The sequence below is a fragment of the Thioclava sp. DLFJ5-1 genome, assembly GCF_002020115.1.
Taxonomy (GTDB): domain Bacteria; phylum Pseudomonadota; class Alphaproteobacteria; order Rhodobacterales; family Rhodobacteraceae; genus Thioclava; species Thioclava sediminum.
Genome location: NZ_MPZU01000001.1, coordinates 1,327,534 through 1,351,828 on the forward strand (window position 1 = coordinate 1,327,534; position 24,295 = coordinate 1,351,828).

At 63.7% G+C, this 24,295-nt stretch carries 25 protein-coding genes; 13 read left to right on the forward strand and 12 right to left on the reverse strand.

Annotated features, from left to right (window positions below; genetic code table 11):
- Positions 1-17: 17 nt before the first annotated feature.
- Complete coding sequence (locus BMI86_RS06315) at positions 18-617, forward strand: flavin reductase family protein (protein WP_078540220.1); 600 nt, start codon at positions 18-20, stop codon at positions 615-617.
- Here the strand turns inward: BMI86_RS06315 and BMI86_RS06320 are convergent.
- The gene (locus tag BMI86_RS06320; RefSeq protein ID WP_078540221.1) at positions 607-1,485 is read right to left on the reverse strand and encodes a DMT family transporter; all 879 of its coding nucleotides are present in this window, start codon (positions 1,483-1,485) and stop codon (positions 607-609) included. The genes BMI86_RS06315 and BMI86_RS06320 overlap by 11 nt on opposite strands.
- Before the next feature lie 137 nt (positions 1,486-1,622).
- Here BMI86_RS06320 and BMI86_RS06325 point away from each other — a divergent pair, with 137 nt between their 5' ends.
- Genes BMI86_RS06325 through BMI86_RS06335 form a run of 3 tightly spaced genes read left to right on the forward strand, consistent with a single transcriptional unit; the run spans position 1,623 to position 3,452 of the window.
- Positions 1,623-2,495, forward strand: a complete 873-nt coding sequence (locus tag BMI86_RS06325; RefSeq protein WP_078540222.1) for an S-methyl-5'-thioadenosine phosphorylase — start codon at positions 1,623-1,625, stop codon at positions 2,493-2,495.
- Positions 2,496-2,502: 7 nt separating this feature from the next.
- The gene (locus tag BMI86_RS06330; RefSeq protein WP_078521850.1) at positions 2,503-3,033 is read left to right on the forward strand and encodes an adenine phosphoribosyltransferase; all 531 of its coding nucleotides are present in this window, start codon (positions 2,503-2,505) and stop codon (positions 3,031-3,033) included.
- Positions 3,030-3,452, forward strand: coding sequence for an NUDIX hydrolase (locus tag BMI86_RS06335; RefSeq protein ID WP_078540223.1), 423 nt, complete (start codon positions 3,030-3,032; stop codon positions 3,450-3,452). Before BMI86_RS06330 ends, BMI86_RS06335 begins: the two co-directional genes overlap by 4 nt.
- A gap of 123 nt (positions 3,453-3,575) precedes the next feature.
- Here the strand turns inward: BMI86_RS06335 and BMI86_RS06340 are convergent, their stop codons facing one another.
- From BMI86_RS06340 to coxB, 10 genes are all read right to left on the reverse strand, one after another.
- Positions 3,576-4,979, reverse strand: coding sequence for an FAD-binding oxidoreductase (locus BMI86_RS06340; RefSeq protein WP_078540224.1), 1,404 nt, complete (start codon positions 4,977-4,979; stop codon positions 3,576-3,578).
- Between the two features lie 110 nt (positions 4,980-5,089).
- Entirely contained in the window at positions 5,090-5,674 is a 585-nt protein-coding gene (locus tag BMI86_RS06345; RefSeq protein WP_078521856.1) for a GNAT family protein, read from the reverse strand.
- A complete protein-coding gene (locus BMI86_RS06350; protein WP_078540225.1) occupies positions 5,674-6,933 on the reverse strand; it encodes a pitrilysin family protein in 1,260 nt (419 codons plus the stop codon). The genes BMI86_RS06345 and BMI86_RS06350 overlap by 1 nt, the downstream gene beginning before the upstream one ends.
- Positions 6,930-8,327, reverse strand: a complete 1,398-nt coding sequence (gene thrC / locus BMI86_RS06355; protein WP_078540226.1) for a threonine synthase — start codon at positions 8,325-8,327, stop codon at positions 6,930-6,932. The genes BMI86_RS06350 and thrC overlap by 4 nt, the downstream gene beginning before the upstream one ends.
- 9 nt (positions 8,328-8,336) lie before the next feature.
- A complete protein-coding gene (locus BMI86_RS06360; RefSeq protein ID WP_078540227.1) occupies positions 8,337-9,017 on the reverse strand; it encodes an SURF1 family protein in 681 nt (226 codons plus the stop codon).
- 72 nt (positions 9,018-9,089) lie between these two features.
- Positions 9,090-9,893, reverse strand: a complete 804-nt coding sequence (locus BMI86_RS06365) for a cytochrome c oxidase subunit 3 (protein WP_078540228.1) — start codon at positions 9,891-9,893, stop codon at positions 9,090-9,092.
- A 17-nt stretch (positions 9,894-9,910) separates the two neighbouring features.
- The gene (locus BMI86_RS06370; RefSeq protein WP_078521866.1) at positions 9,911-10,504 is read right to left on the reverse strand and encodes a cytochrome c oxidase assembly protein; all 594 of its coding nucleotides are present in this window, start codon (positions 10,502-10,504) and stop codon (positions 9,911-9,913) included.
- Positions 10,501-10,695 (reverse strand): hypothetical protein, encoded by a 195-nt coding sequence (locus BMI86_RS06375; RefSeq protein WP_078540229.1) that lies wholly within the window; start codon positions 10,693-10,695, stop codon positions 10,501-10,503. The genes BMI86_RS06370 and BMI86_RS06375 overlap by 4 nt, the downstream gene beginning before the upstream one ends.
- A 3-nt stretch (positions 10,696-10,698) precedes the next feature.
- Positions 10,699-11,634: a heme o synthase gene (cyoE, locus tag BMI86_RS06380; protein WP_078540230.1), complete on the reverse strand. Its 936-nt coding sequence runs from the start codon at positions 11,632-11,634 to the stop codon at positions 10,699-10,701.
- Positions 11,635-11,668: 34 nt separating this feature from the next.
- The gene (gene coxB, locus BMI86_RS06385) at positions 11,669-12,547 is read right to left on the reverse strand and encodes a cytochrome c oxidase subunit II (RefSeq protein WP_246831644.1); all 879 of its coding nucleotides are present in this window, start codon (positions 12,545-12,547) and stop codon (positions 11,669-11,671) included.
- 168 nt (positions 12,548-12,715) lie between these two features.
- On the opposite strand from coxB, the gene tldD reads away from it, so the two are divergent.
- The 5 genes from tldD to BMI86_RS06410 all read left to right on the forward strand — a co-directional run bounded on the left by tldD (position 12,716) and on the right by BMI86_RS06410 (position 19,776).
- Positions 12,716-14,140 carry a metalloprotease TldD gene (tldD, locus tag BMI86_RS06390; RefSeq protein WP_078540231.1) on the forward strand — a complete coding sequence of 475 codons (1,425 nt, stop codon included), beginning with the start codon at positions 12,716-12,718 and terminating at the stop codon, positions 14,138-14,140.
- A 204-nt stretch (positions 14,141-14,344) separates the two neighbouring features.
- Complete coding sequence (gene dprA / locus BMI86_RS06395; RefSeq protein WP_078540232.1) at positions 14,345-15,481, forward strand: DNA-processing protein DprA; 1,137 nt, start codon at positions 14,345-14,347, stop codon at positions 15,479-15,481.
- Positions 15,482-15,583: 102 nt separating this feature from the next.
- Positions 15,584-18,202 (forward strand): type I DNA topoisomerase, encoded by a 2,619-nt coding sequence (topA, locus tag BMI86_RS06400; RefSeq protein ID WP_078540233.1) that lies wholly within the window; start codon positions 15,584-15,586, stop codon positions 18,200-18,202.
- Between the two features lie 236 nt (positions 18,203-18,438).
- Positions 18,439-19,143: a CoA transferase subunit A gene (locus BMI86_RS06405; protein WP_078521876.1), complete on the forward strand. Its 705-nt coding sequence runs from the start codon at positions 18,439-18,441 to the stop codon at positions 19,141-19,143.
- 3 nt (positions 19,144-19,146) lie between these two features.
- Positions 19,147-19,776, forward strand: a complete 630-nt coding sequence (locus BMI86_RS06410) for a CoA transferase subunit B (protein ID WP_078521878.1) — start codon at positions 19,147-19,149, stop codon at positions 19,774-19,776.
- Between the two features lie 36 nt (positions 19,777-19,812).
- Here BMI86_RS06410 and BMI86_RS06415 read toward each other — a convergent pair whose 3' ends face one another.
- Positions 19,813-20,703, reverse strand: a complete 891-nt coding sequence (locus BMI86_RS06415) for a lytic transglycosylase domain-containing protein (protein ID WP_078540458.1) — start codon at positions 20,701-20,703, stop codon at positions 19,813-19,815.
- Between the two features lie 354 nt (positions 20,704-21,057).
- On the opposite strand from BMI86_RS06415, the gene BMI86_RS06420 reads away from it, so the two are divergent.
- From BMI86_RS06420 to BMI86_RS06435, 4 genes are all read left to right on the forward strand, one after another.
- Positions 21,058-21,303: a hypothetical protein gene (locus BMI86_RS06420; RefSeq protein ID WP_078540234.1), complete on the forward strand. Its 246-nt coding sequence runs from the start codon at positions 21,058-21,060 to the stop codon at positions 21,301-21,303.
- 177 nt (positions 21,304-21,480) lie between these two features.
- A complete protein-coding gene (locus tag BMI86_RS06425; protein WP_078540235.1) occupies positions 21,481-21,711 on the forward strand; it encodes a hypothetical protein in 231 nt (76 codons plus the stop codon).
- A 106-nt stretch (positions 21,712-21,817) separates the two neighbouring features.
- Positions 21,818-22,687 carry a Flp pilus assembly protein CpaB gene (gene cpaB, locus BMI86_RS06430; RefSeq protein WP_078540236.1) on the forward strand — a complete coding sequence of 290 codons (870 nt, stop codon included), beginning with the start codon at positions 21,818-21,820 and terminating at the stop codon, positions 22,685-22,687.
- Positions 22,688-22,897: 210 nt separating this feature from the next.
- Entirely contained in the window at positions 22,898-24,289 is a 1,392-nt protein-coding gene (locus tag BMI86_RS06435) for a type II and III secretion system protein family protein (RefSeq protein ID WP_078540237.1), read from the forward strand.
- The last annotated feature ends 6 nt before the right edge of the window (positions 24,290-24,295 follow it).

The window sequence follows — 24,295 nt, forward strand, 5'->3', positions numbered from 1 at the left end:
ATCAAACAGGAGAAAGCATGTTCTATCGCACTTCGGATGGCCACCCTCTCGCCCACAACCCGTTCAATTCCATCGTCGCCCCGCGTCCGATCGGCTGGATTTCGACGCGCAGCGAGATGGGCGACAACCTCGCGCCCTACTCCTTCTTCAACGCGGTCGCCTATACGCCGCCGCAGGTGATCTTCTCCTCGACCGGTGTGAAGCCCGACCGCGACGGCACGAAGGACAGTGTCTCGCAGCTGCGCGAAGCGGGCGTGTTCTGCGCCAATCTCGTGACCTATGCGCTGAAAGATCAGATGAACGCCTCCTGCGCGAATTATCCGGCCGGCACCGATGAGTTCGCCGAATGCGGGATCGAGAAGGCGGAGTGCGAGACGATCGATTGCCCGCGCGTGGCGGCAGCGCCCGCCTCGCTCGAATGCCGCGTGGTGCAGGTGATCAAGCTGCTGGGCGAGGGCAATTACCTTGTCCATGGCGAGGTAACGGGCATCCATATCGCGGACGAGTGCCTCAAGGACGGGCTTTATTCGCCGCCCGACCGTCTCGTGCGGCTCGGCAATCGCGGCGATTACGCGGCCGTGTCGGAAACCTTCGAGATGCTGCGGCCTAAGCTCTGACCCGTGCGCGCGCCCGGCTGCGGCGGCCTTCGACAAGCGTGTAGAGGCCGCTCGCCACGATCAGCGCCGCACCCACGATCATCGCCGCATCGGGCCGCTCGCCGAACACCACCGCACCGAGGATCAGCGCGAAGATCAGGCGGGTGTAGCGGAAGGGCGTGATGACCGAGACCTCGCCCATCCGCATCGCTTTGGTCAGCGACCAATAGGCGAGGCTGCCGAAGGCCACCGCACCGGCCACGTCACGCAGCGCAAAGAGATCGGGCGTCGTCACACCGCCGAAGATCAGCAGGATCAGCACGCCGGTCGGGATCAGCATCATGAAGCCGTAGAAGCTGAGCTGGAAATTCGACAGGACCGGCGGGCAGGCGCGCGTCGCCAGATCGCGGCCCGCGAACCCCAGCATCCCCAGCACGGTCCAAAGGGCAGCCGGGACGAAGCCGTCGAGGCCGGGGCGCAGCACGATCAGCACGCCGATGAACCCGATCCCCACCGCGACCCAGCGGCGGATGCCGACGCGTTCGGAAAACACCACCGCCGCGCCTGCGACGACGACCAGCGGCGTTGCCTGCAGGATCGCGGAGGCGTTCGAGAGCGGCGTCAGCGCGATCCCCAGCGTGTAGCCGAGGCGCCCCACCACTTCGAGCGCGAGCTTGATCAGGAGCGGTTTCGAAGCGAGCGCCGGATGCAGTAGCCGCTGACCGCGCGCGGTGATGAGCACTGCGAAGACCGCCATCCCGCCGAGGCCGAACAGCATCAGCACCACGCCCACCGCGAGATGGGTCGAGGCGGATTTGACGAACATGTCTTCCATCGCGAAGGCCGCCATCGCGACGACCATCAGAACCGAGCCGCGGATATTTTCCATAGATCCTCCCGTGGGGACTCCCATATCCCCCTGCGCCGATAGACCGCGCGGCAAGTGGCTGCAATCCCTCTTTCCTCCCGGGGCCGTGGCGCTTAGGCTCGCCGCGACGCGGAAAAGACAGGCGAAGGATGCGCAGAATGGACAGAATGATCGGGGTGATCGGCGGCTCGGGCGTCTATCAGATCAACGGGCTCGAAGGGGCCGAATGGATCACCGTCGAGACGCCGTTCGGTGCGCCCTCCGATCAGGTGCTGACCGGCACGCTGGACGGAGTGAAAATGGCCTTCCTGCCCCGCCACGGGCGCGGTCATGTCGAGACGCCGACCACCGTTCCCTACCGCGCCAATATCGCCGCGATGAAACAGCTCGGCGTGACCGATCTGATCGCCGTCTCCGCCGTGGGCTCGCTGAAAGAGGCCTATGCGCCGGGCGATTTCCTGATCGTGGACCAATATATCGACCGTACCTTCGCGCGTGAGAAAACTTTCTTCGGTCCCGGCATGGTGGGTCATGTCTCGGTCGCCCACCCCGTCTGCGCGGAGCTGTCGGCCGCCTGTGCCGAGGCCGCGCGCAAGACCGGCGTGAGCGTCCACGAAGGCGGCACCTATGTCGCGATGGAGGGGCCGCAATTCTCGACCAAGGCCGAGAGCGAGCTTTACCGCCAATGGGGCGCCGACGTGATCGGCATGACCGGCATGCCCGAGGCCAAGCTCGCCCGCGAGGCGGAACTGCATTACGCCTGCGTCGCGATGATCACCGATTACGACTGCTGGCACCCCGATCATGATGCCGTGGATGTGGCGCAGGTCGTTGCCGTCGCGATGAAGAACGCCGATAAGGCGCGCGATCTGGTCGCGGCTCTGCCCGGTCTGCTGAAGGGCGCGGCGGGCGATTGCGCCACCGGCTGCACCCACGCCCTCGACAGCGCGATCATGACCGCCCCCGACAAGCGCGACCCCGAGATGGCGCGCAAACTGAAGACCGTCGCGGGCCGCGTGCTCGACCTCTGAGGACCCCATGACCAACGTCAAAGACTATATCCGCACCATCGCCGATTTCCCCCATGAGGGGATCATGTTCCGCGATGTGACGACGCTCTTCGCCGATCCGCGCGGCTTCCGTATGGCGATCGATCAGTTGCTGCACCCGTGGGCGGGCCAGCAGATCGACAAGGTCGTGGGGCTGGAAGCGCGCGGCTTCATCATCGGCGGCGCGATCGCGCATCAGCTGTCGAAAGGCTTCGTGCCGATCCGCAAGAAGGGCAAGCTGCCCGGTCAGACGATTTCGCAGGCCTACCAGCTGGAATATGGCGAGGCGGTGATGGAGATGCACGAGGATGCGATCAAGCCCGGCGAGAAGGTTCTGGTCGTCGACGATCTTCTGGCCACTGGCGGCACCGCGCAGGCGGGCATCCAGCTGATCGAGCGCGTCGGCGGCGAGATCGTGGGCCTGTCCTTCATCGTCGATCTGCCGGAACTGGGCGGGCGCAAGCTGCTCGAAGATCGCGGCATGAATGTCAGCGTTCTGTGCGAATTCGAGGGGGCGTGAGCCCCCGCCCGACACCCGCCATTCTTGCCGTCGTGATCCGCGACGGACAGGCGCTGTTGGTGCAGCGGGCGAACCCGCCCGATGCCGGGCTCTGGGGCTTTCCCGGCGGCAAGGTCGAGTTCGGCGAGACGCTTCTTGCGGCGGCAGAACGCGAGTTGCTGGAGGAAACCGGCGTACAGGCGCGGGCCACCCATGCCTTCAACGCGCTCGACGTTCTCGCCGAGGATGGAAAGGGCTCGCTGGAGCATCACTTCGTGCTGGTCGCTGTCGAATGCCAGTGGCAGGCCGGAGAGCCGGTCGCGGACGATGACGCGCTGGATGCGCGCTGGGTCGATATCGACCGGATGGAGGGGGACCTGCCCCTCAGCCGCGACGTGGCGCGGATCGCGCGGCAGGCCGCCGCGCTCGGCCGGCGTTAACGTCTTTCTTACGCGAATCGACTTACCCTGAGCCGGCCTGATGGTTCGGCTGCTTGCAATGACACGTGAACCGGAACGCCGCGCTCCGCCTGCTCTCCTGGCGGGGCGCGTTTCTCTTGGCCCTCAGCGCTCCGCCAGCACCGCGCCGGGGTTCAGGATGCCTTTCGGGTCCAGCGCCGCCTTGATCGCGCGCATCGCGGCCAGCTTGCCGGGATCGCCGTAGCGCTCCAGATCACCCACTTTCAGCCGCCCGATCCCGTGCTCGGCCGAGATCGAGCCGCCAAAGCGGTCCACCAGATCGTAGACCGTTTCGGGGATCGCACGACGCAGGTTCTCGTATTCCTTGCGGTCGCGCCCCTCGGCGGGGAACGCGTTGAAATGCAGATTGCCGTCGCCGACATGGCCGAAGCAGTTGATCCGGATATTGCCGAGGTCGAGAAGCGCATCACGCGCCTCTTCGATGAAATCCGCCAGCTTCGGCAGCGGCAGCGAGATGTCATGGCTCGAAATCGACCCGATCCGCTTGTTCGCCTCCGGCAGGCTCTCGCGCAGGGTCCACATCTGGGCGCGCTGGCTCTCGGAACTTGCAATCACCCCGTCGCTGACCAGTCCCTCGGCCGCTTCGAACAGCTCTGCCAGCGCCTCCTCCGGTGCCAGCCCTTCGGGCAGGCCGATCTCGATCAGCACCGACCAGTCGGGGCGCGCCTCAAATGGCTGATGCACCTCCGGCCCGACCTCGTCGAGAAAGCGCAGCCCCTGCCCCGAGATCATCTCGAAGGCCGAGACGCAGCCCGGCATCCGGGCCTCGGCCAGTTCCAGAAGTTCTAGCGCGGCGGCGGGGCTTTCGACCACCATCATCGCCGTGCCGACCGCCGCCGGGCGCGGGAACAGGCGCAGGGTCGCCGCTGTGATGATCCCGAGCGTGCCCTCGGACCCGATCAGCAGATCTTTGAGATCGTAGCCGGTATTGTCCTTGCGCAGATGCTTGAGGCCGGAGATCACCGTGCCATCGGCCAGCACCGCCTCGACGCCCAGACACAGCTCGCGCGCATTGCCGTAGCGCAGCACGTTCACCCCGCCCGCATTGGTCGCCAATACGCCACCGATCCGGGCAGAGCCCTGGCTCGCGATGCTCAGCGGGAACAGCCGCTCCGCGCCTTCCGCCGCCTGCTGGGCCTCGAGCAGCGTCGCGCCGGCCTCGATCTCCAGAACATGGCCGGTGACCGCACGGACGGCATTCATTTTTTCGAGGCTCAGGATGACTGGCACGGGACCGTCTTCGGTGATCTGGCCACCGACCAGACCGGTGCCGCCGCCATAGGGCAGCACGGCGACGCCCGCCGCGTGACAGTGCTTCAGAACCGCTGCGACCTCTTCGGTCGACGTCGGCTTGACCAGAACTCCGCCAAGGCCGTGATACCGCCCGCGCGGCTCTTCCAGATAGGACGCGCCCGGCGCCCCGAGGCTCAGGCCCGGCACCGCGTCCCGCAGCGTCTCGACGAAACTTTCATCAGCGGCGGTGCGCATCTCTGCCTCCTTCGGCTTGGCTGAAATATCCCGGGGGGCTGGCTGCGCCAGCGGGGGCAGCGCCCCCTCGACCGTTCGCCCCGCACCATGCCCCGCGAGCGCAAGCGTCCCTATCGGACATCCGTCCGTCCCCGGCGATCCGAGCGCAGGTTGGAATAAAGGACATGATTACGCCAGCGCCCGTTGATCTGCAGGTAGCTCTGCGCAACACCCTCATATTTGAAACCGGACTTCTCCAGCACCCCGCGCGAGGCCGCGTTCTCGGGCAGACAAGCTGCCTCGATGCGGCTTAGATCGAGCTTGGTGAAAGCGTAATGAACCACGGCCTCGATCGCCTCGCGCATATAGCCATGACGCGCGTGGCGTTGGCCGATCCAATAGCCCAACGTGCCCGCCTGCGCGGGCCCGCGCCGGATATTGTCGAGCGTGATCGCCCCCAGAAAAATGTCATCGCGGCGCGAGAACAGGAAGACGGGAACGGCGGTGCCATTCGCGATCGCGCGCGCCGCCCAATAGACCCGGTTCGAGAACGCCTTGCGACTGAGGTGATCGGAGGACCAGCTCGGCTCCCAGGGCGTCAGGAAGTCGCGGCTGTCCTCGCGCAGGCTGGCCCACGGGCGATAATCCCCATGCTGCGGCGGACGCAGGATCATTCGATCCGTATCGATCCGCAGCTGACGACGACGCGCGAACATCAGGCGGCAAGCCTTTCGCGCAGCTCCCCAAGCTCGGGCGCATCCTTGACCGGGCCGTAAAGCGCCATGGCCGTGCGCCCGCCGACGGCGAGCCGTTCGCCGAAATCGCGCACCGCATCGCGGGTGACGCTGTCGATCCGCGCCGAGGCCTCGTCGATCCCGGGCACGCGGCCCCAGATATAGAGGCTGCGCGCCATGCGTTCGGCACGGGCCGAGGCGCTTTCCAGCCCCATCAGCAGCCCCGCCTTGATCTGGGCGCGGGCGCGGGCGATCTCGACCTCGGTCATGTCCTCGGCCGCGCGTTTCAGCTCGTCGATGGTCAGTTCGGCCAGACCGCGGACCTCGTCGCCGGACGTGCCCGCATAGACGGTGAACATGCCGGTATCCTCGTAGGCGCCTGCCTGCGAGAAGATCGTGTAGCACAGACCCCGTTCTTCGCGGATCTTCTGGAACAGGCGCGAGGACATGCCGCCGCCCATCGCCACCGAATAGACCTGCGCGGTGTAGAGATCGGCGTCGCGATAGCTGGGCGACTCGATGCCAAGCGCGAAATGCGCCTGTTCGAGCTGTTTGATCTCGCGCCGCTCATTGCCGATCCATTTCGCCGGATAGGGCGCGGGGTTCAGCGCGGGGCGCAGGTCGCCGAAGATATCCTCGGCGCGCTTCACGATCTCCGCGTGATCGACCGCACCCGCCGCCGAGAGGATCATCTGATCGGGGCCGTAATGTTCGGTCACGAAAGCCGAGAGATCGTCGCGCGCGAAGCTGCGGACCTTCTCCGCCGGGCCGAGGATCGTGCGGCCCATCGGCTGATCGGGATACGCGGCCTCTTGCAGCCAGTCGAAGATCACATCGTCGGGCGTGTCGAGCGATTGGCCGATCTCCTGCAGGATCACACCGCGCTCCACCTCGATCTCGCGCTGATCGAAGACCGGGTTCAAGAGGATGTCCGAAATCACGTCGAGCGCGAGCGGCACGTCCTCGGCCAGCACGCGGGCGTAATAGGCGGTCATCTCGCGCGAGGTGTAGGCGTTGATATAACCGCCGACGTCCTCGATGGCTTCCGCGATCTGCAGCGCCGAGCGCGTCTTCGTGCCCTTGAACGCCATATGTTCGAGGAAATGCGCGATGCCGTTCTGCTCGGGGCGCTCGTGGCGGCCACCGGCCGTGATCCAGACGCCGATCGCGGCAGAGGCAAGGCCCGGCATCGACTCGGTGATGATGCGCAGACCGTTCTTCAGGGTGGTCATTTCGATCATGTGCGGCGGCGCTCCCGGATCAGGGCTTCAAGGTCTGCAAGGTCATTCGGCACGCGGGTCACGCGCTCCTCGCGGGTGAACAGATCGGCCATGCGCGGCGGCAGGTCGGGGCGGATGCCCGTCGCCTCTTCCACCGCATCGGGGAACTTCGCGGGATGCGCGGTGGCGAGTGTGATCATCGGTGTGGCCGGGTCACGCGCGACCGCCGTTTTGCCCACGTTCACGCCGACTGCGGAATGCGGACAGAGCAGTTCGCCGGTTTCCTTGAGCGTATCGCCGATCTCTTCCATCGTGCGCGCCTCGCCGACCGAACCGCTGTCGTAGATGTCACGCAGCGCGCCGATCGCGTTTTCGGAGACGGTGAAGGAGCCTTCGGTTTTCAGCTCGTCCATCAGCTTCTCGATCGCGGCCCCGTCCTTGCCATAGGCCCAGAACAGCGCGCGCTCGAAGTTCGAGCTCACCTCGATATCCATCGACGGCGAGATCGAGGGTGTGACGCCCTGCTTGGTGTAATCGCCCTTCTCGAGGCAGCGGTGCAGGATGTCGTTCTGGTTCGTCGCGATCACCAGACGCTCGACCGGCAGACCCATTTCCTTCGCGAGGAAGCCCGCGAAGATATCGCCGAAATTGCCGGTGGGCACGGTGAAGGAGACCTTACGATGCGGCGCGCCAAGCGCCACGGCGGAGGAGAAGAAATACACGATCTGCGCCAGCACGCGGGCGAAGTTGATCGAGTTCACACCCGCCAGTCCGACCTCGTCGCGGAAGTCGAAATCGTTGAACATGTCTTTCAGCTTGCCTTGGCAGTCGTCGAAATCGCCATCCAGCGCGAGCGCGTGGACATTGCTCTCGATGGGCGTCGTCATCTGGCGGCGCTGCACTTCGGACACCCGGCCATGCGGGAAGAGGATGAACACGTCGACATTGTCGAGCCCGCGGAAGGCTTCGATCGCCGCCGAGCCGGTATCGCCCGAGGTGGCGCCGACGATGGTGATCTTCTGGTTGCGCTTTTGCAGTTCGATCTGGAACAGCTGCCCGATCACCTGCATCGCGAAATCCTTGAACGCGAGCGTGGGACCGTGGAACAGTTCCAGCAGGAAGTGGTTCGGCGCCAGCTGCACCATCGGCGCGCGGGCGACATGGCCGAAACCGGAATAGGCGCGCGTGATGGCGCCGCGCAGTTCCTCGTCCGAGAAAGTCTCAGAGACGAAGGGCTTCATCACGCGGAAAGCCACCTCTTCGTAGGGCTGCCCTGCGAGCGCGGCGATCTCGTCGGCGGAGAACTGCGGCACGGTCTCGGGCACGTAGAGCCCGCCGTCACGGGCAAGCCCCGTCAGCATCGCATCGCCGAAATTCAGAACCGGGGCTTTGCCCCGAGTGGAAACATAACGCATCGTCAATCCTCAGGCCTGTTGCCGCCTGATACGCCAGAGAAGAAAGATTGTCATCCCAGCCCAGACGATTGCGAGCAAAAACCAGGTGATCGCGTAACCGAGGTGGTCATTGGGGATGCCGGTGATGGTGACGGGGACCGGCGTTATGCCCTGCGCGGCGCCTTGGACGGTGCGAGCGACGATCAGGATCGGCTCGGTGCCGAGCTTGGCGGCCATCGCGGGCACGTCGCGAGCAAACCAGATGCCGGTCTTGGCATCGGGCTCGGGGGTGTAGCTGTCGGTCTCTTCGGGCCAATGGAGGTTGCCGATGACGCTGAGCGCCGTGACGGGGCGGTCGGTGCCCTTTTCGCCCTCGGGGATGAAGCCACGATCGAGCAGGATCTTGCGGCCCTGATCCGTCTCGAAGGCGTCGATGACCCGGTAGCCCGCGCCGACGCCCTTCTGGCCCGAGAGCACGAGGATCTCCTGCCCCGTCGTGCGCCCGCTTGCCGTGACGGGTTCGTATTTCAGCGGCTTGGTGTCGGTGCCTTCAGGCGGTAGCGCCTGCGGCTGACCTTCGATCTTGGCGGAAATCTCGGCCAGCATCGCCTCTTTCCAGCCAAGGCGCTGCACCTGCCAGATGCCGAGCGAGATCAGGATCGCGCAGCCGACGATGCCCAGCAGCAGCGGAAAGATGTAGCGTTTCATCAAGCCTCCAACAAAGCGGCGCGAGGGTCGCCCCCCGCGCCGATCTGCGCATTTGCGTGTGATGGCCGGGGGCGCTTACGCGCTGCCCCAGATATAGATCGAGGCGAACAGGAAGAGCCAGACCACATCGACGAAGTGCCAGTACCAAGCGGCGGCCTCGAAGCCGACATGCTCGTCCTGGGTCATCTGGCCGCGCATGATCCGCAGCAGGCAGACCAGCAGGAAGATCGTCCCGATGATGACGTGCGCCCCGTGGAAGCCCGTCGCCATGAAGAAGTTGGCGCCGTAGATGTTGCCCGCCAGACCGAAGGCCGCGTGGCTATACTCGTAAGCCTGCAGCACCGTGAAACAGGCGCCGAGAACGACCGTCAGGATCAGGCCCTGCTTGACCTGGCTGCGGTCGTTTTCATGCACCAGCGCGTGGTGGGCCCAGGTGAGCGTCACACCCGACAGGAGCAGGATCACGGTGTTGATCAGCGGCAGGTGCCACGGATCGAAGGTCACGATGCCTTCGGGCGGCCAGACGCCATCCTGAATGGGGCTCATCGGGCCCATCGGATACATGGCGTGCTTGAAGAAGCTCCAGAACCAGGCCGCGAAGAACATCACTTCGGACATGATGAACAGGATGAAGCCATAGCGCAGGCCGATCCGCACCACCGGGGTGTGATCGCCCACTTCGCCCTCGTGGACTACGTCCGACCACCAGCCATACATGGTGTAGAGCACCACGAGCAGGCCGCCGAAGAAGACGTAATGGGTAATGCTCTGCATCCAGAGCACCGCCCCGAAGAGCATGATGAAGCCGCCCACGGCACCGAGGAATGGCCAGATCGAGGGCGGTAGGATGTGGTAGTCGTGGTTCTTTGCGTGGGCCATGCGTCTCCCTCCGATGGCTAGTTGACCGTCTCCGTCTCCCTTTGACGGACCGAGGCAGTTTCCTCCGGCTCGGGAAGGTCGGTTTCATAGAAAGTATAGCTCAACGTGATCGCGTGAATCCGCTTCGCGTCGGCATCCTCGACGATGTCGGGATCGACGAAGAAGCTCACCGGCATCTGCACCCTCTCCCCGGGTTGCAGCACCTGTTCGGTGAAGCAGAAACACTGGATCTTGTCGAAATAGTAGCCAGCCACGTCGGGCGAGACATTGTAGCTCGCCGTGCCCGCGATCGGATGATCGGTCGGGTTGTAGGCCTCGTAGAAGGCGAGCCCGTTCTGCCCGATCTTCAGTTTCATCTCGGTCTGGACCGGCTTGAACTCCCACGGCATGCCGCGCGCGACATTGGCGTCGAAACGCACGAGGATTTCGCGGTCGAGCACTTTGTCGGGCAGCACCTCGGCGGTGTTGGTCGTACCGCCATAGCCGGTCGTCTTGCAGAACCAGTTGTAGAACGGCACCGCAGCCCAAGCCCCTGCCCCCATCACGACGATCACCGCGAGCAGCGAGAGCAGCACGCGCGTGTTCGACCGATCTGCGGGGCGTTGGGTCATTGCGAAGCCCCTTCCGCCGGCAGCACAGAGGCGCGCGGCTGGTGGTCGTAGGCTTCCATTTTCGAGCCGTTCTCGACCTTGACCACGGTCAGGCCGAAGACGATTGCGACGAACCCGAGAAGAACCGCGCCCAGCCCCGCATTGCGCGAGAACCGACGGATATGAAGGTCACTGTCCCGGGTGATTGCCATCGCTTACCAGACTCCCAAACCGATATAGCTCAGCCCCGCTTCGGCCAGCAAAGCCGCGAAATGCGCGAAGAGGTAGATGAGCGAGAAATAGAAGAAGCGCTTCTCGACCGCGTATTTGTCGGCCTCCGCCTGCGCTTCGGTGCGGGCGTGGATCTCGATCGCGCCCTTGATGAAGAGCGCATTCATGATCAGCGCCGTCGCGAAATAGACCGGGCCGCCGATCGAGGTGAAACCAGTGCCGACCGCGATGGGGGCGAGGATGAAGGCGTAGAACAGGATGTTCTTGCGCGTCACGACCCGACCGTGGGTCGAGGTCAGCATCGGCACTTTCGCTTCGTCGTAATCGGCCTTCATGAACAGCGCGAGCGACCAGAAATGCGGCGGCGTCCAGAGGAAGACCAGCAGGAACATCGCCACGGATTCGATCGAGATGCCGCCTGTCGACACAGCCCAGCCGATCATCGGAGGGAAAGCGCCCGCCGCGCCGCCGATCACGATGTTCTGCGGCGTCGCGCGCTTGAGCCACATCGTGTAGACGACGACGTAGAAGAAGATGGTGAAGGCGAGGAACAGGCCCGAGAAGATATTCGTGGCCAGCGCCAGCATCACGCAGGAGATACCCGACAGCGCGAGACCGAAGCCCAGCGCCTCGCGTTCCGAGATGCGGCCCGCCGGGATCGGACGGTTCCGAGTGCGGCGCATGATCCGGTCGATATCCGCGTCATACCACATGTTCAGCGCGCCCGAGGCCCCGCCGCCCAGCGCGATGAACAGGATCGCGACGAAGCCAACGAAGGGATGCACCGGATTCGGCGCGACCACGAGACCGACGAAGGCGGTAAAGACCACCAGCGACATCACGCGCGGCTTCAGAAGCGCGATGTAGTCGCCGAACCGCGCCTCGTTGTCCTGTTGGCGGATATAGCTGATGTCACTCATGAAAGCGTCCCTCGGGTGTTATCGCACAATGAATTCAGTTCTGTGCGACCCGAACCGCGCCACCCGTCTCGACCGAGGCGAAGTCATTCTTCGCACGCTCAAGCCAGTTAGCGTAAACTTCCGGTGAGACAACTTTGACCACGATGGGCATGTAAGCGTGGTTGGTGCCGCAAAGCTCCGAACATTGGCCGAAATACACACCTTCTTGATCGGCCTTAAACCACAATTGCGCGATCCGGCCCGGCACGGCGTCCTGCTTCACGGCGAAGGCGGGCACGGTCCAGCTGTGAATCACGTCCGCGCCAGTGACTTGCACGACGATCGTCTTGCCCGCGGGCACCACCATCGCGTTGTCAGCTGCCAGCAGATATTCGTCGGGCGCATAGCCATGATCTGCGAGCTCGTCTTTCGCGAGCATCAGCGAATCGAACGCCACGCCCTCATCGGGGTATTCATAGCCCCAGTACCACTGGTAGCCGGTCACCTTCACGGTGATGTCGCCTTCCGGGATTTCCTGCTGATTCCAGAGCGCGGGCAGCGAGAAGGCCCCGATCGCCACGAGAATCACGATCGGCACGAAGGTCCAGGTGATCTCGAGCGGCGTGTTATGGGTGAAGCTGCGCGGCGTCGGATTGGCGCGGCTGTTGAAGCGCAGGATCGCGTAGATGATCAGCGCGAACACGAAAACGCAGATCGCGGCGATGATCACCAGCAGCATATGGTCGAGCCATTGCTGATCTTCCGCGAGGTTCGAGGACGCGGGCTGGAACCCCGTCCCGCCCAGATGCGGCTTACCGATCACCGGCAGCCCCTTGATCATGTCCTGAGCCGAGGCCTGCCCGGCGACGAGCGTCAACATAACAGCCGACGTGACAGCGGCCGCGATGCCGCGGCCCTTGCTTGCAAAGCGCATAAGTCCCATGTCTCCCTTTTGGCGGCGTTTCTCCCTGCCGCCCGACGGCGTTCGGATCTCCCAAACCGTTCACCGTTGCGTGTTCTCACTTTAAAATCATATTGGGAGGGTGGCGCAAGCAAAAGCTGCGACATTTTGTCAAAATTGATCGCCTTAGCAGGAGTCCAGATGACCAAGCCCGACCGTTTCGCCCCTTTCGAGGACAAGCTCGACCAGGATCGCGCGCTGCATCTGCTGCGTGAAGCGACAGCAGGGGCCGAGGATGGCGAGCTGTTTCTCGAGCAGCGCCGGTCCGAGGCGCTGGTCTTCGACGATGGCCGGGTGAAGACCGCCTCTTACGACGCCTCCGAAGGATTCGGCCTGCGCGCGGTGAAGGGCGATGTCGCGGGCTATGCCCATTCGACCGAGATTTCCGAGGCCGCGCTGAAGCGGGCGACCGAGACCGCGCGCCTCGCCGTGGGCGATGGCGGCGGCACGATGGCGCCCCCGCCCAAGGGCACGAACCTACATCTTTATAGTGACACCGATCCTGTCTCGGACACGCCCTTCGCCGCGAAGATCGACATCCTGCGCGAGATCGACGCGTTTGCCCGCGACCTCGACCCGCGCGTGGTGCAGGTCTCGGCCTCGATGGCCGCCAGCCTGCAGGAAGTGTTCATCCTGCGCCCCGAGGGTGGGCTGGTCTCGGATATCCGCCCGATGGCGCGGATCAACATCTCGGTCATCGTGGAAGAGAACGGACGCCGCGAATCCGGCGGTCATGGCGGCGGCGGGCGGTTCGGCCTGTCGGGCCTGATCGAGCCCGCGCATTGGCAGCCGGTCGCGCGCGAGGCGCTGCGCATCGCGCTGGTGAACCTGCGCGCCGAGCCCGCACCTGCGGGGGTGATGGATGTGGTGCTTGGGCCGGGCTGGCCGGGCGTGTTGCTGCACGAGGCGGTGGGCCATGGTCTGGAAGGCGACTTCAACCGCAAGAAATCCTCGGCCTTCGCCGGGCTGATGGGTCAGCAGGTGGCGGCGAAAGGCGTGACCGTGCTCGATGACGGCACGATCCCCGACCGGCGCGGTTCGATCACGATCGACGACGAGGGTACCCCCTCGGGCAAGAACGTGCTGATCGAGGATGGCGTGCTGGTGGGCTACATGCAGGACCGCCAGAACGCGCGCCTGATGGGCGTGGAGGCCACCGGCAACGGACGGCGCGAGAGCTTTGCCCATGCCCCGATGCCGCGGATGACCAACACCTACATGCTGGGCGGCGATGCCGATCCGGGCGAGATTCTCGCCGATTTGAAGGACGGCATCTATGCAGTCGGCTTCGGCGGCGGTCAGGTCGACATCACCAACGGCAAGTTCGTCTTCAACTGCACCGAAGCTTACCGCGTGAAGAACGGTGTCGTCGGCGCGCCGGTGCGGGGTGCGACCCTGATCGGCGACGGGCCGACCGCGATGCAGCATATCCGCGCCATCGGCAACGACCTCGCGCTGGATCCCGGCATCGGCAATTGCGGCAAGGCGGGCCAATGGGTGCCGGTGGGCGTCGGCCAGCCGACCCTGATGATCGGCGGCCTGACCGTGGGCGGCTCTGCTGCATAAGCCGCATAAAGGGAATCGTAGCAGGCGCAGGGCAGACGGGCCGGGAAGACCGACCCGGCTTCCCAATGCTGCAAATCGGTAGCGTCGAAAATCTGCAACCCAAACGTGAAAAATTTATCCCAAACGCGTTACGACACGGGTTTTGGTAACGAGTTATTAAGACTAACGCGGCAGAAAGGGTGGGCGATTGAGGCGGAGGGCCGGATGGAAACAGATTTGTTTTCTTACCCCACCCCCTTCACCCCACCCACCACGGAAGAAGATGAACTGCCGGTTCTTCGCCTCATTCGTTCCCGACGTGTCGGGCCTACAACCTTCCACAGATTGATCGGCGAACATGGTTCTGCTGCGGCAGCGCTCGCGGCTCTGCCCGAAGTGGCCCGCGCGGCGGGCGTCGCCGATTACACCCCCTGCCCCGAGAAACAGGCCCGCGCCGAGATCAAGGCGGGCAAGGCGGCGGGCGCGCAACTGCTGATCCATGGCGGGCCGGGATATCCCGCAGCGCTCGCCGAGATCGACGACGCGCCCCCCGTGCTCTGGGCGCTTGGCCAGCAGGAGTTGCTCACCCGCCCGATGATCGCACTGGTCGGCGCGCGCAATGCCTCTTCGCTGGGGCTGCGCATGGCGAAGCGGTTGAGCGAAGGTCTCGGAGAGGCGGGCATCTGCGTAGTCTCCGGACTGGCGCGCGGGATCGACGCCGCCGCCCATGAGGCCGCCCTACCCACGGGCACGATCGCGGTGCAGGCGGGCGGCATCGATGTGATCTATCCGCAGGAGAATACGGCACTTGCCCAACAAATGGCTGAGACCGGACTGCGGCTGACCGAGGCCCCGCCCGGCACCCAGCCGCAGGCGCGCCACTTCCCCGCGCGCAATCGGATCATCTCGGGGCTGAGCGCAGGCGTCGTCGTGGTCGAGGCGGCGCTGAAATCGGGCAGCCTGATCACCGCACGCGACGCCCTCGATCAGGGGCGCGAGGTCATGGCCGTTCCGGGCCACCCGATGGACGGGCGCGCAGGCGGCTGCAATGCGCTGATCCGCGACGGGGCGACCTTGGTGCGCGGGTCCGAGGATGTGCTGGCCGCGCTGAACGCCCGCGCTGCCCCACCCGAACCGCGCCCTGCGCCGCCTCCTCCGCCAACGCCAGCGCCCCGCGCCGTGAAAAGCGGCGATCTCTCCGCGAAGATCCTCGAACGTCTCGGCCCCTCCCCCACCGCCGAGGATCAGGTGATCCGCGATCTCGACGTGCCCGCGGCGGCCTTCTCACAGGCCCTCACTGCGCTCGAAATCGAAGGCCGGATAGAGCGGCATCGCGGCGGCCTGATCAGCCGTCCGCTCTAAGGGGGAAGGGATTACCTCAGGGTCAGGACGCATTGACAATTCGCCCCAAACGCCCACATGTTCCGCGCCCAGACCCTTTTTGCACTGAATAGTGAGGACCTTATGGCTGTTGTTGTCGTCGAATCCCCTGCCAAGGCCAAGACGATCAACAAGTATCTAGGGTCTGACTACACCGTTCTCGCCTCCTTCGGCCACGTCCGTGACCTGCCTCCGAAAGACGGCTCGGTCGATCCCGAGCACGATTTCGAGATGAAATGGGAAGTCGCGAGCGACTCGAAAAAACACATTAAGGCGATCACCGACGCGCTGAAAGATGACGACACACTGATCCTCGCAACTGACCCCGATCGCGAAGGCGAAGCGATCTCGTGGCACCTGCAGGAAGCGCTTGAGAAGAAGCTCAAGGGCAAGAACGTCTCCCGCGTCACCTTCAACGCGATCACCAAAACCGCGATCCTTGAGGCGATGAAACATCCGCGCGATGTCGATGCCCCGCTGGTCGAGGCCTATCTGGCCCGCCGCGCGCTCGACTATCTCGTGGGCTTCAACCTCTCGCCGGTTCTGTGGCGCAAGCTGCCCGGCGCGAAATCGGCGGGCCGCGTGCAGTCGGTCTGCCTGCGCCTCATCGTCGAGCGCGAGATGGAAATCGAAGCCTTCAAGCCGCGCGAATACTGGACGGTGAAGGTGATCCTGACGACGCCGCGCGGTCAGGAATACGAGGCGCGCCTGTCGGTTCTGGGCGGCAAGAAGCTCGAGAAATACGACCTCGAGAACGAGACCGCGGCCGAGATGGCGGTGCAGGCGATCACGTCGCGCGATCTCACCGTGACCTCGGTCGAGGCGAAGCCGGCCAATCGCAACCCCTACCCGCCCTTCATGACCTCGACGCTGCAGCAGGAAGCCAGCCGCAAGTTCGGCTTCGGCGCGCGGGCGACGATGTCGGCGGCGCAGCGTCTCTATGAAGCCGGTCACATCACCTATATGCGGACCGACGGCATCGACATGGCCCCCGAGGCCGTGATGCAGGCCCGCGATGCGATCAAGGTCAAGTTCGGCGACAGCTACGTCCCGAAAAGCCCGCGCATGTACAAGAACAAGGCGAAGAACGCGCAGGAAGCGCACGAATGTATCCGCCCGACGGATATGTCGAAATCGCCCGACAAGCTGAAGCTCTCCGACGATCAGTGGAAGCTGTACGATCTGATCTGGAAGCGCACGATCGCGTCGCAGATGGAAGCGGCCCGGTTCGAGCGCACGACCGTTCTCGTCGGCTCCGGCGATGAGCAGGTCGAGCTGCGCGCGACCGGCTCCGTCGTCGTGTTCGACGGCTTCCTGAAAGTCTACGACCAAGGCCGCGACGATGACGAGGGCGAGGACAGCAACCGCCTGCCGCAGATTCACGAGGGCGAAGAGGCCAAGAAGGGCGACATCACGCCCGAGCAGCACTTCACCCAACCGCCGCCGCGCTACACCGAGGCGACGTTGGTCAAGCGGATGGAAGAGCTCGGCATCGGGCGCCCGTCCACTTATGCCTCGATCGTCACGACGATTCAGGACCGCGGCTATGTGCGCAAGGACAAGAACCGCCTGATGCCCGAGGATACCGGGCGGCTGGTGACGGCCTTCCTGTCGAATTACTTCAAGCGCTATGTCGAATACGATTTCACCGCCGATCTGGAAGACCAGCTCGACGATATCTCGGCGGGCGATCGCGACTATAAAGAAGTGCTCAAACGCTTCTGGCGCGATTTCTCGGCGGCTCTGGAAGAGACGTCGGAGCTGCGCATCTCGGAAGTGCTCGACAAGATCGACGAGGTTCTCAGCCCCCATCTCTATCCGCCGCGCCCCGACGGGTCCGACCCGCGCATCTGTCCGCTTTGCGGCAGTGGCAAGCTGCACCTGAAGACCGCGCGCTCCGGCGGGGCCTTCATCGGCTGCGGTAACTACCCCGAATGCCGCTTCACCCGGCCTCTGTCGGCGCCCGATGGCGATGACGAGGTGCAGGCGCTCGACGGCAAGGTGCTGGGCTATGACGAAGATCAGGCGATCACGCTGCGTGTCGGTCGCTTCGGCCCTTACGTCCAGAAGGGCGAGCCGACCGAGGATGTGCCCAAACCGCCGCGTGCTTCGCTGCCCAAGGGCTGGAAGCCCGAAGAGATCGACCTCGAGAAAGCGCTGCTGCTCTTGAGCCTGCCGCGCGAGATCGGCCCGCACCCGGAAGATGGCGAGCTGGTCGAAGCCGGGATCGGGCGCTACGGGCCTTACGTCAAGAAGGGCCGGATCTACGCGAACCTGCCCGAGGTCGACGAGGTCTTTACCATCGGCATGAACCGCGCCGTGGAAGTGATCGCTCAGAAAGCCGCCAAAGGCGGACGTGGCGCGGCTGCGAAACCGCTCAAGGAGCTGGGCGAGCATCCCGAGGGCGGCCCGATCGCGGTCATGCCCGGGCGCTACGGGCCCTACGTCAAGTGGGGCAAGATCAACGCGACCCTTCCGAAAGAGCTGGAACCGGAATCCGTCACGCTCGAAGACGCGCTTCCGCTGATCGAGGCGAAAGCGGCGAAGAAGGGCGGCACGAAGAAGAAAGCCGCGCCGAAGAAGACGGCCGCGAAAAAGCCCGCTGCAAAGAAACCGGCCGCCAAGAAGACCGCCGCCAAGAAACCCGCCGCCAAGAAACCCGCGGCGAAAAAGACGGCGACCAAGAAGACCGACGAGGAGTGAGGCGCTCGCGCGCCTCTTCCCCTTGGTGAAAATATCCCGGGGGAGCTCGCGTCGCGAGCGGGGGCGGAGCCCCCTCTCTCTTAAGTCTTATCGCCCTACGGCGACGGGGGCAGAGCTCCCTCCCCCGGTCTATTTACGCGTGAAGTTGATCCTGACACCCGCCTTCGCCGCATCGCAGCAATTGACTCCCCCCCGCCCCGGCGTCATCTTCACGCGCACATGAGCGGAGGATATCCATGAACAAGATTTACGGTTCCGCGGAAGAGGCCCTCGACGGGCTTCTTTTCGACGGAATGCTGATCGCGGCCGGGGGCTTCGGGCTTTGCGGCATCCCCGAAATGCTGATCGACGCGCTGGTCGAGAGCAAGGTCAAGGACATCACGGTCGCGTCGAACAACTGCGGCGTGGACGGGTTCGGCCTCGGCAAGCTGCTCGACACCAAGCAGATCAAGAAGATGATGTCGTCTTACGTGGGCGAAAACGCGGAATTCATGCGCCAGTATCTGAGCGGCGAGCTCGAGCTGGAATTCAACCCGCAGGGCACGCTGGCAGAGCGCATGCGCGCCGCCGGCCACGGCATCCCCGGCTTCTACACCAAGACCGGCTACGGCACGCAGATCGCCGAGGGTAAAGAGGTGAAGGTGTTCAACGGCGAGCACTACATCCTCGAAGAGGGCATCTTCGCCGACGTCTCCATCGTGAAGGCGTGGAAAGCGGATGAGACCGGCAATGCGATCTTCCGCAAGACGGCGCGCAACTTCAATCCGCCGGCGGCGATGTGCGGCAAGGTCTGCGTGATGGAAGTCGAAGAGATCGTGCCCGTGGGCTCGCTCGACCCCGACTGCATCCACCTGCCCGGCATCTACGTGCACCGCCTGATCCAGGGCGAGCACGAGAAGCGCATCGAAAAAGTCACCACCCGCGAAAAGAAGGAGGCCTGACCCATGGCATGGGATAGAAATCAGATGGCCGCCCGCGCGGCGCAGGAGCTCGAAGACGGCACCTATGTGAACCTCGGCATCGGCATCCCGACGCTGGTCCCGAACTTCATCCCCGAAGGCGTGCACGTCACGCTGCAATCGGAGAACGGCATGCTGGGCATGGGCCCCTTCCCCTATGAGGGCGAAGAGGATCCCGACCTGATCAACGCCGGCAAGCAGACGATCACCGAACTGCCCAACACGGTCTATTTCGACAGCTCGATGAGCTTCGGCATGATCCGCGGCGGCAAGATCGCGATGGCGATCCTCGGCGCGATGGAAGTGGCCGAGAATGGCGATCTGGCGAACTGGATGATCCCCGGCAAGCTGGTGAAGGGCATGGGCGGCGCGATGGACCTCGTGGCGGGCGTGAAGCGCGTCATCGTCGTGATGGACCACACCAACAAGCATGGCGACAGCAAGCTGCTGAAGGAATGCACCCTGCCGTTGACCGGCACCGGCGTCGTCAACCGCATCATCACCAATCTCGGTGTGCTTGATGTGGTCGAGGGCGGCCTGAAGATCGTCGAATGCGCCGAGGGCGTCACCGAGGACGAGATCCGCGAAGCGACCGAAGCGACGATCGTCAACTGATCGCCTTCCATAGGTTAGAGACGTGAAGAGCGGCCCTCAGGGGTCGCTCTTTGCCATTTGGGTGACCTGGAAGACGCAGCCATCGCTCACAAGCTGCGGACGCGTCGCACAAAGCCCCCGCGCCACGTTCCACGCCGCCAGCACCTTCGGCACGTAATCGCGCGTCTCCGCATAGGGCGGCACACCGTCATTGCGCTTCACCGCGTTCTCGCCCGCGTTATAGGCGGCGATGACCATCAGCGGATCGCGGTCGAATTCCTTCATCAGCCAGTCGAGATAGCTTACCCCGCCCGCGATGTTCTGCGCAGGGTCCTTGCTGTCTGCAACGTCGAACCGCTCAGCGGTCGCCGGGATCAGCTGCATCAGCCCCACGGCCCCCGCATGGCTCAGCGCATCATGGCGCCCGCCCGATTCCACCGAGATCATCGCGAGGACCAGCGCAGGCGAGACCTCGGTTCCGATGGTGGAGCGCAGAATATCGGTGCCATGAGCGCGCGCGATCTTCGCCAGATCGTTGAGCCGCGGCTCGCGCACCCGTGTGCCTTTCGGCCCCTGCGACAGCGCGGAGATCGCCTGATCGAACCGCCCCGCCCGTTCTCCAAGGCGCGGCGAGACCTTTTTCCAATACCACGCGTAATGCGCAGGCGCGCGCGGCGTGGGCGTAGAGGCCGGAGCATCGCCCGTCGCGCCGTCCTCTTTGGCAGGGGCTGTTTCCGGCTCCCAAGGCTGCTTGGCCATCGCGGCAAGCTGGCGCTTCTGTTCCTCGGGATCGATCTGGATCGTAATGAAGCGTTTGGTGCCGGGCGCAGGCGGCTTGACCGTCTTGGGCTTCACGCTCTTGAAGACGGGGGCTGCAGGCTCGGCCCCCACGGGCGCGACCACGGCCACCATCGCACTGCAGAGAATCCCTGCGAAAACCTTGCGCATCTGCGCCACCTGCTCACTGCCTCGCGCGGCTCTCGAGGGCCGCTTTCTTTCGACTATCTGCGAAAACCCGGAAAAATTCCAGAAAATCCACCGTTTCTAGGCCGACGAATCGTGGTTTGGCGGCCGAAACTCCGACGCAAAATGCAAATCTCACAAAAATTCAGTTTTTTGTTTCTTTATTTAACAATGACTTAGCGCCTTCGTCAGGCAGGATTTTCATTTTCGCGAAATCGCCTGCGATGCGCCCAAATCGCGCCACGTTCCGGGGGCCATATGTCCCCATACCGCGAGACGGAAACCGGCACGGACGCCAACCGAGACCGCGGGGCAGAGACAAACCTTAGGAGAGACACCATGATGAAGTTTTTCAAAATCAAGAAGTTCCACGACGAAGAAGACGGCGCTGTGACCGTTGACTGGGTTGTGCTGACCGCTGCTGTCGTCGGCCTCGGCGCTGCTGCAATGGCGCTGATCCGTCAGGAAACCGGCGGCCTGTCGGGCAAGATCGCAAGCTATCTTGATACGGCCAAAGTCGAAAACAACTTCACTGCCGACGATCTGGCAGCTGGCGATGACGGCGTTAACGCCATTTCCAACTAATAATTGGAAATTTCGAAATCAAACACACGGGCCGCTCTTAAGCGGCCCGTTGCATTATTGAGAGCCTCAAAAATGGGCTGCTTGCTACCCTGTCAGCGGCGCAGTCGGATAAAGCGCCTTCGTCGACCCGATTGAGGTTTCGAATCCAAAATGTCTTACGCGTGGAGAGGGAACTAGATGAGCAATCGGTTCTGGGAATTGAAAGCCATGCTGCGCAACGAAGATGGAGCGGTCACGATCGACTGGGTGGTGCTGACATCGTCGCTCGTTGCTCTCGGTTTCACGGCGACAGTATTGATTTGGCAGGAGACTGGCAGGGCGTCTGGCAAAATCTCGGAACACATCGGCGAGCAACAGGTCGTACCGGCCTTTGCTGCGGAGGAAGTCAGTGAGGACAAGAGCGGCTGATTCCACGTCCAGACCTTTCATGCGCCAACGTTTCGCCATTTTCTTCTGCAATTAAACAACTGTCGTCGCGGTATTGTCGCCGTTCAGAAAACAGAAGGATGCACCAATGCGACTGATCTTTGTTCTCTTCCTCGTCGCGGGCGTCGGGCTCGCGGGGGTGGCGGTTATGATGGCGCAAGGTCAAATCGCTCAGTTCCAATCCGAGCGCGACCAATTGGTCGCTATGCAGAAGAATGCGCCGAAGCTCGCCGATGTCGTCGTCGTGCGGAAAGGTCTGAAATACGGGGAGCATTTCGGCCCAAAGGATCTCGTTATCGTCAAGATGCAGGCTAATGCGGTGCCCAAAAACGCCTTTACCGTTATCGCGGCAAAGGAAGGCACGCCGGAAGCAGCACGTGCCGCGTTCTTAGAGGGTGAAACCCGTGATCGGGCATCGATGCGCTCACTTGCGCCCGGCGAAATGCTGCTCGCCTCGCGTGTCACCCAGCCTGGCGAGAACGCGGGCATCATGGCGAGCCTGCCTGACGGTCGTCGCGCATTTACCATTCAAGTCTCGTCGAGCTCAGCTGTGTCGGGCTTCCTGCGCCCGGGCGACCTAGTCGATGTCTATTGGTCCGGTGAGATCGGCGGCGAGCCGGTGACCAAGTTGATCGACAGTAATCTGAAACTGATCGCGATTGATCAGAGCACTAATCCCGACCGTAGCAACGCCACCCAAATCGCCCGCTCGGTCACCGCCGAAGTTAGCCCTGAGCAGGTCGCGGCCCTGACACTCGCGCAGAACACCGGGCGCCTGACCCTGTCGCTCGTCGGCCTCGACAACAGCGCACAGCTTGGCCAGATCGAAATCAACCGTGACGAGCTGCTTGGTATCCAGAAGCAAGAGGCCAAGAAGGTAGAAAAAGCGCAGGTCTGCACGATCAAGACCCGCAAGGGCACGGAAGTCATCGAGACGCCGATCCCCTGCACCAACTAAATAAATGACAAATATCAGTCATTTGCGCGGGGTCCTACGGGGCCCCGCCTTCACATGTGACCGTTTATCCACATCAAGAACGCCGCTCAATCCATTGATTCTTGCAAAAAAACAGGTCTTGGCGCATTCTCCTTTGCAATAACGGACCAAAACAGTCCCTAAGCAGACAAAAGATTTGCGAGTGGCGTGATCGGAGAGGCAGGGTCACAGATGAAATTGAAAACCTTAATGCAGGCCTGCCTATGCGGCATGGCGCTGAGCGTCGCGGTAATGAGCCCGGCGCAAGCAGACACGTTGCGGATTCTGTCCGGAGCAACTCAAGCTCCGCTGACGGTTCCGTTGAACCGCGCGGTGGTCGTGGAAAGCGACACGCCGTTTTCGGAACTCTCGATCGCCAATCCCGGCATCGCGGACATCCAGACCCTTTCGGATCGCTCGATCTACGTGCTGGGCAAGGTGCCGGGCCGGACGACGCTGACGATCCTTGGTGCCGATGGCAAGCTGGTTTCGAATGTCGACGTTCAGGTGACCCCGGACCTCGCGGAGTTCAAGGAACGCCTCAAACAGATCCTGCCCGGCGAGAACATTCAGGTGCGCACTGCGAATGACGGGATCGTCCTATCGGGCACGGTCTCCTCGGCGCAGAAGCTCAGCCGCGCGCTGGAACTCGCCAATCGTTACGCGCCCGACCGGGTGTCGAACCTGATGATGGTCGGCGGTACGCAGCAGGTCATGCTGAAAGTGCGCTTCGCCGAGATGCAGCGCTCGGTCGCGAAAAGCCTTAGCTCCTCGATCAATGCGAGCGTCGGTCCGCGTGGTGGCTTCGGGACCGGGGCTGGCTTCGGCGGCACCCAGACTACCACCCTCGGCGCGACCACTCAAAGCTACGACAACGGCATCGGCCTTGGCCTCACCCGTGGCACGTTCCAACTGGGCGTTCTCATCCAGGCGCTGGAAAACAAAGGCGTCGTACGCACCCTCGCGGAACCGAACCTGACCGCACTTTCGGGCCAGTCGGCGGATTTCCTCGCCGGTGGCGAATATCCGATCCCGGTGCTCAACAACGGCGATGTCTCGATCCAGTACAAACCGTTCGGCGTCGAGATGTCCTTCACGCCGCGCGTGGTGGACGGTGACGTGATCAACCTCGAAATCGCCGCCTCGGTCTCCTCGATCGACACGGCGAACGGCTATACGAGCGGCACGTTCAACGTCAGCGCCTTCAAGAAACGCTCGACCTCGACCACGGTCGAGATGCGCGACGGCGAAAGCTTCGCGATCGCGGGCCTCCTTCAGGACGACTTCAACGATTCCGTGGGCCAGATCCCGTGGCTCGGCGATGTGCCGGTGCTCGGCGCGCTGTTCCGCTCGACCGAATTCGAACGCAAGCAATCCGAACTCGTGATCATCGTCACGCCGCATCTTGTCTCGCCCGTCAAGGGTGACGCGCTGGCGCTGCCGACGGATCGCCTGAAGCCGCCAACCGAGGCCGAGCTGTTCCTCAACGGCAGAACCTCGGGCGGCAAAGCGCCGCAAAAAGGCCCTGCTGCAGAAGTCGCCAAGCAGGACTTCTCCGGCTCCTATGGCTATGTGATGGAGTGAGCGAGA

What these genes read in the sequence shown, in the direction of transcription:
- BMI86_RS06320 (WP_078540221.1), bottom strand. Translation starts at nt 1,485, where the DNA reads ATGGAAAATATCCGCGGCTCGGTTCTGATGGTCGTCGCGATGGCGGCC.
- BMI86_RS06340 (WP_078540224.1), bottom strand. Translation starts at nt 4,979, where the DNA reads ATGCGCACCGCCGCTGATGAAAGTTTCGTCGAGACGCTGCGGGACGCG.
- BMI86_RS06345 (WP_078521856.1), bottom strand. Translation starts at nt 5,674, where the DNA reads ATGTTCGCGCGTCGTCGTCAGCTGCGGATCGATACGGATCGAATGATC.
- tldD (WP_078540231.1), top strand. Translation starts at nt 12,716, where the DNA reads ATGACCAAGCCCGACCGTTTCGCCCCTTTCGAGGACAAGCTCGACCAG.
- BMI86_RS06350 (WP_078540225.1), bottom strand. Translation starts at nt 6,933, where the DNA reads ATGATCGAAATGACCACCCTGAAGAACGGTCTGCGCATCATCACCGAG.
- BMI86_RS06330 (WP_078521850.1), top strand. Translation starts at nt 2,503, where the DNA reads ATGACCAACGTCAAAGACTATATCCGCACCATCGCCGATTTCCCCCAT.
- thrC (WP_078540226.1), bottom strand. Translation starts at nt 8,327, where the DNA reads ATGCGTTATGTTTCCACTCGGGGCAAAGCCCCGGTTCTGAATTTCGGC.
- cpaB (WP_078540236.1), top strand. Translation starts at nt 21,818, where the DNA reads ATGCGACTGATCTTTGTTCTCTTCCTCGTCGCGGGCGTCGGGCTCGCG.
- BMI86_RS06325 (WP_078540222.1), top strand. Translation starts at nt 1,623, where the DNA reads ATGGACAGAATGATCGGGGTGATCGGCGGCTCGGGCGTCTATCAGATC.
- BMI86_RS06370 (WP_078521866.1), bottom strand. Translation starts at nt 10,504, where the DNA reads ATGACCCAACGCCCCGCAGATCGGTCGAACACGCGCGTGCTGCTCTCG.
- dprA (WP_078540232.1), top strand. Translation starts at nt 14,345, where the DNA reads ATGGAAACAGATTTGTTTTCTTACCCCACCCCCTTCACCCCACCCACC.
- BMI86_RS06420 (WP_078540234.1), top strand. Translation starts at nt 21,058, where the DNA reads ATGATGAAGTTTTTCAAAATCAAGAAGTTCCACGACGAAGAAGACGGC.
- topA (WP_078540233.1), top strand. Translation starts at nt 15,584, where the DNA reads ATGGCTGTTGTTGTCGTCGAATCCCCTGCCAAGGCCAAGACGATCAAC.
- BMI86_RS06415 (WP_078540458.1), bottom strand. Translation starts at nt 20,703, where the DNA reads ATGCGCAAGGTTTTCGCAGGGATTCTCTGCAGTGCGATGGTGGCCGTG.
- BMI86_RS06315 (WP_078540220.1), top strand. Translation starts at nt 18, where the DNA reads ATGTTCTATCGCACTTCGGATGGCCACCCTCTCGCCCACAACCCGTTC.
- BMI86_RS06410 (WP_078521878.1), top strand. Translation starts at nt 19,147, where the DNA reads ATGGCATGGGATAGAAATCAGATGGCCGCCCGCGCGGCGCAGGAGCTC.
- coxB (WP_246831644.1), bottom strand. Translation starts at nt 12,547, where the DNA reads ATGCGCTTTGCAAGCAAGGGCCGCGGCATCGCGGCCGCTGTCACGTCG.
- BMI86_RS06405 (WP_078521876.1), top strand. Translation starts at nt 18,439, where the DNA reads ATGAACAAGATTTACGGTTCCGCGGAAGAGGCCCTCGACGGGCTTCTT.
- BMI86_RS06435 (WP_078540237.1), top strand. Translation starts at nt 22,898, where the DNA reads ATGAAATTGAAAACCTTAATGCAGGCCTGCCTATGCGGCATGGCGCTG.
- BMI86_RS06365 (WP_078540228.1), bottom strand. Translation starts at nt 9,893, where the DNA reads ATGGCCCACGCAAAGAACCACGACTACCACATCCTACCGCCCTCGATC.
- BMI86_RS06425 (WP_078540235.1), top strand. Translation starts at nt 21,481, where the DNA reads ATGAGCAATCGGTTCTGGGAATTGAAAGCCATGCTGCGCAACGAAGAT.
- cyoE (WP_078540230.1), bottom strand. Translation starts at nt 11,634, where the DNA reads ATGAGTGACATCAGCTATATCCGCCAACAGGACAACGAGGCGCGGTTC.
- BMI86_RS06375 (WP_078540229.1), bottom strand. Translation starts at nt 10,695, where the DNA reads ATGGCAATCACCCGGGACAGTGACCTTCATATCCGTCGGTTCTCGCGC.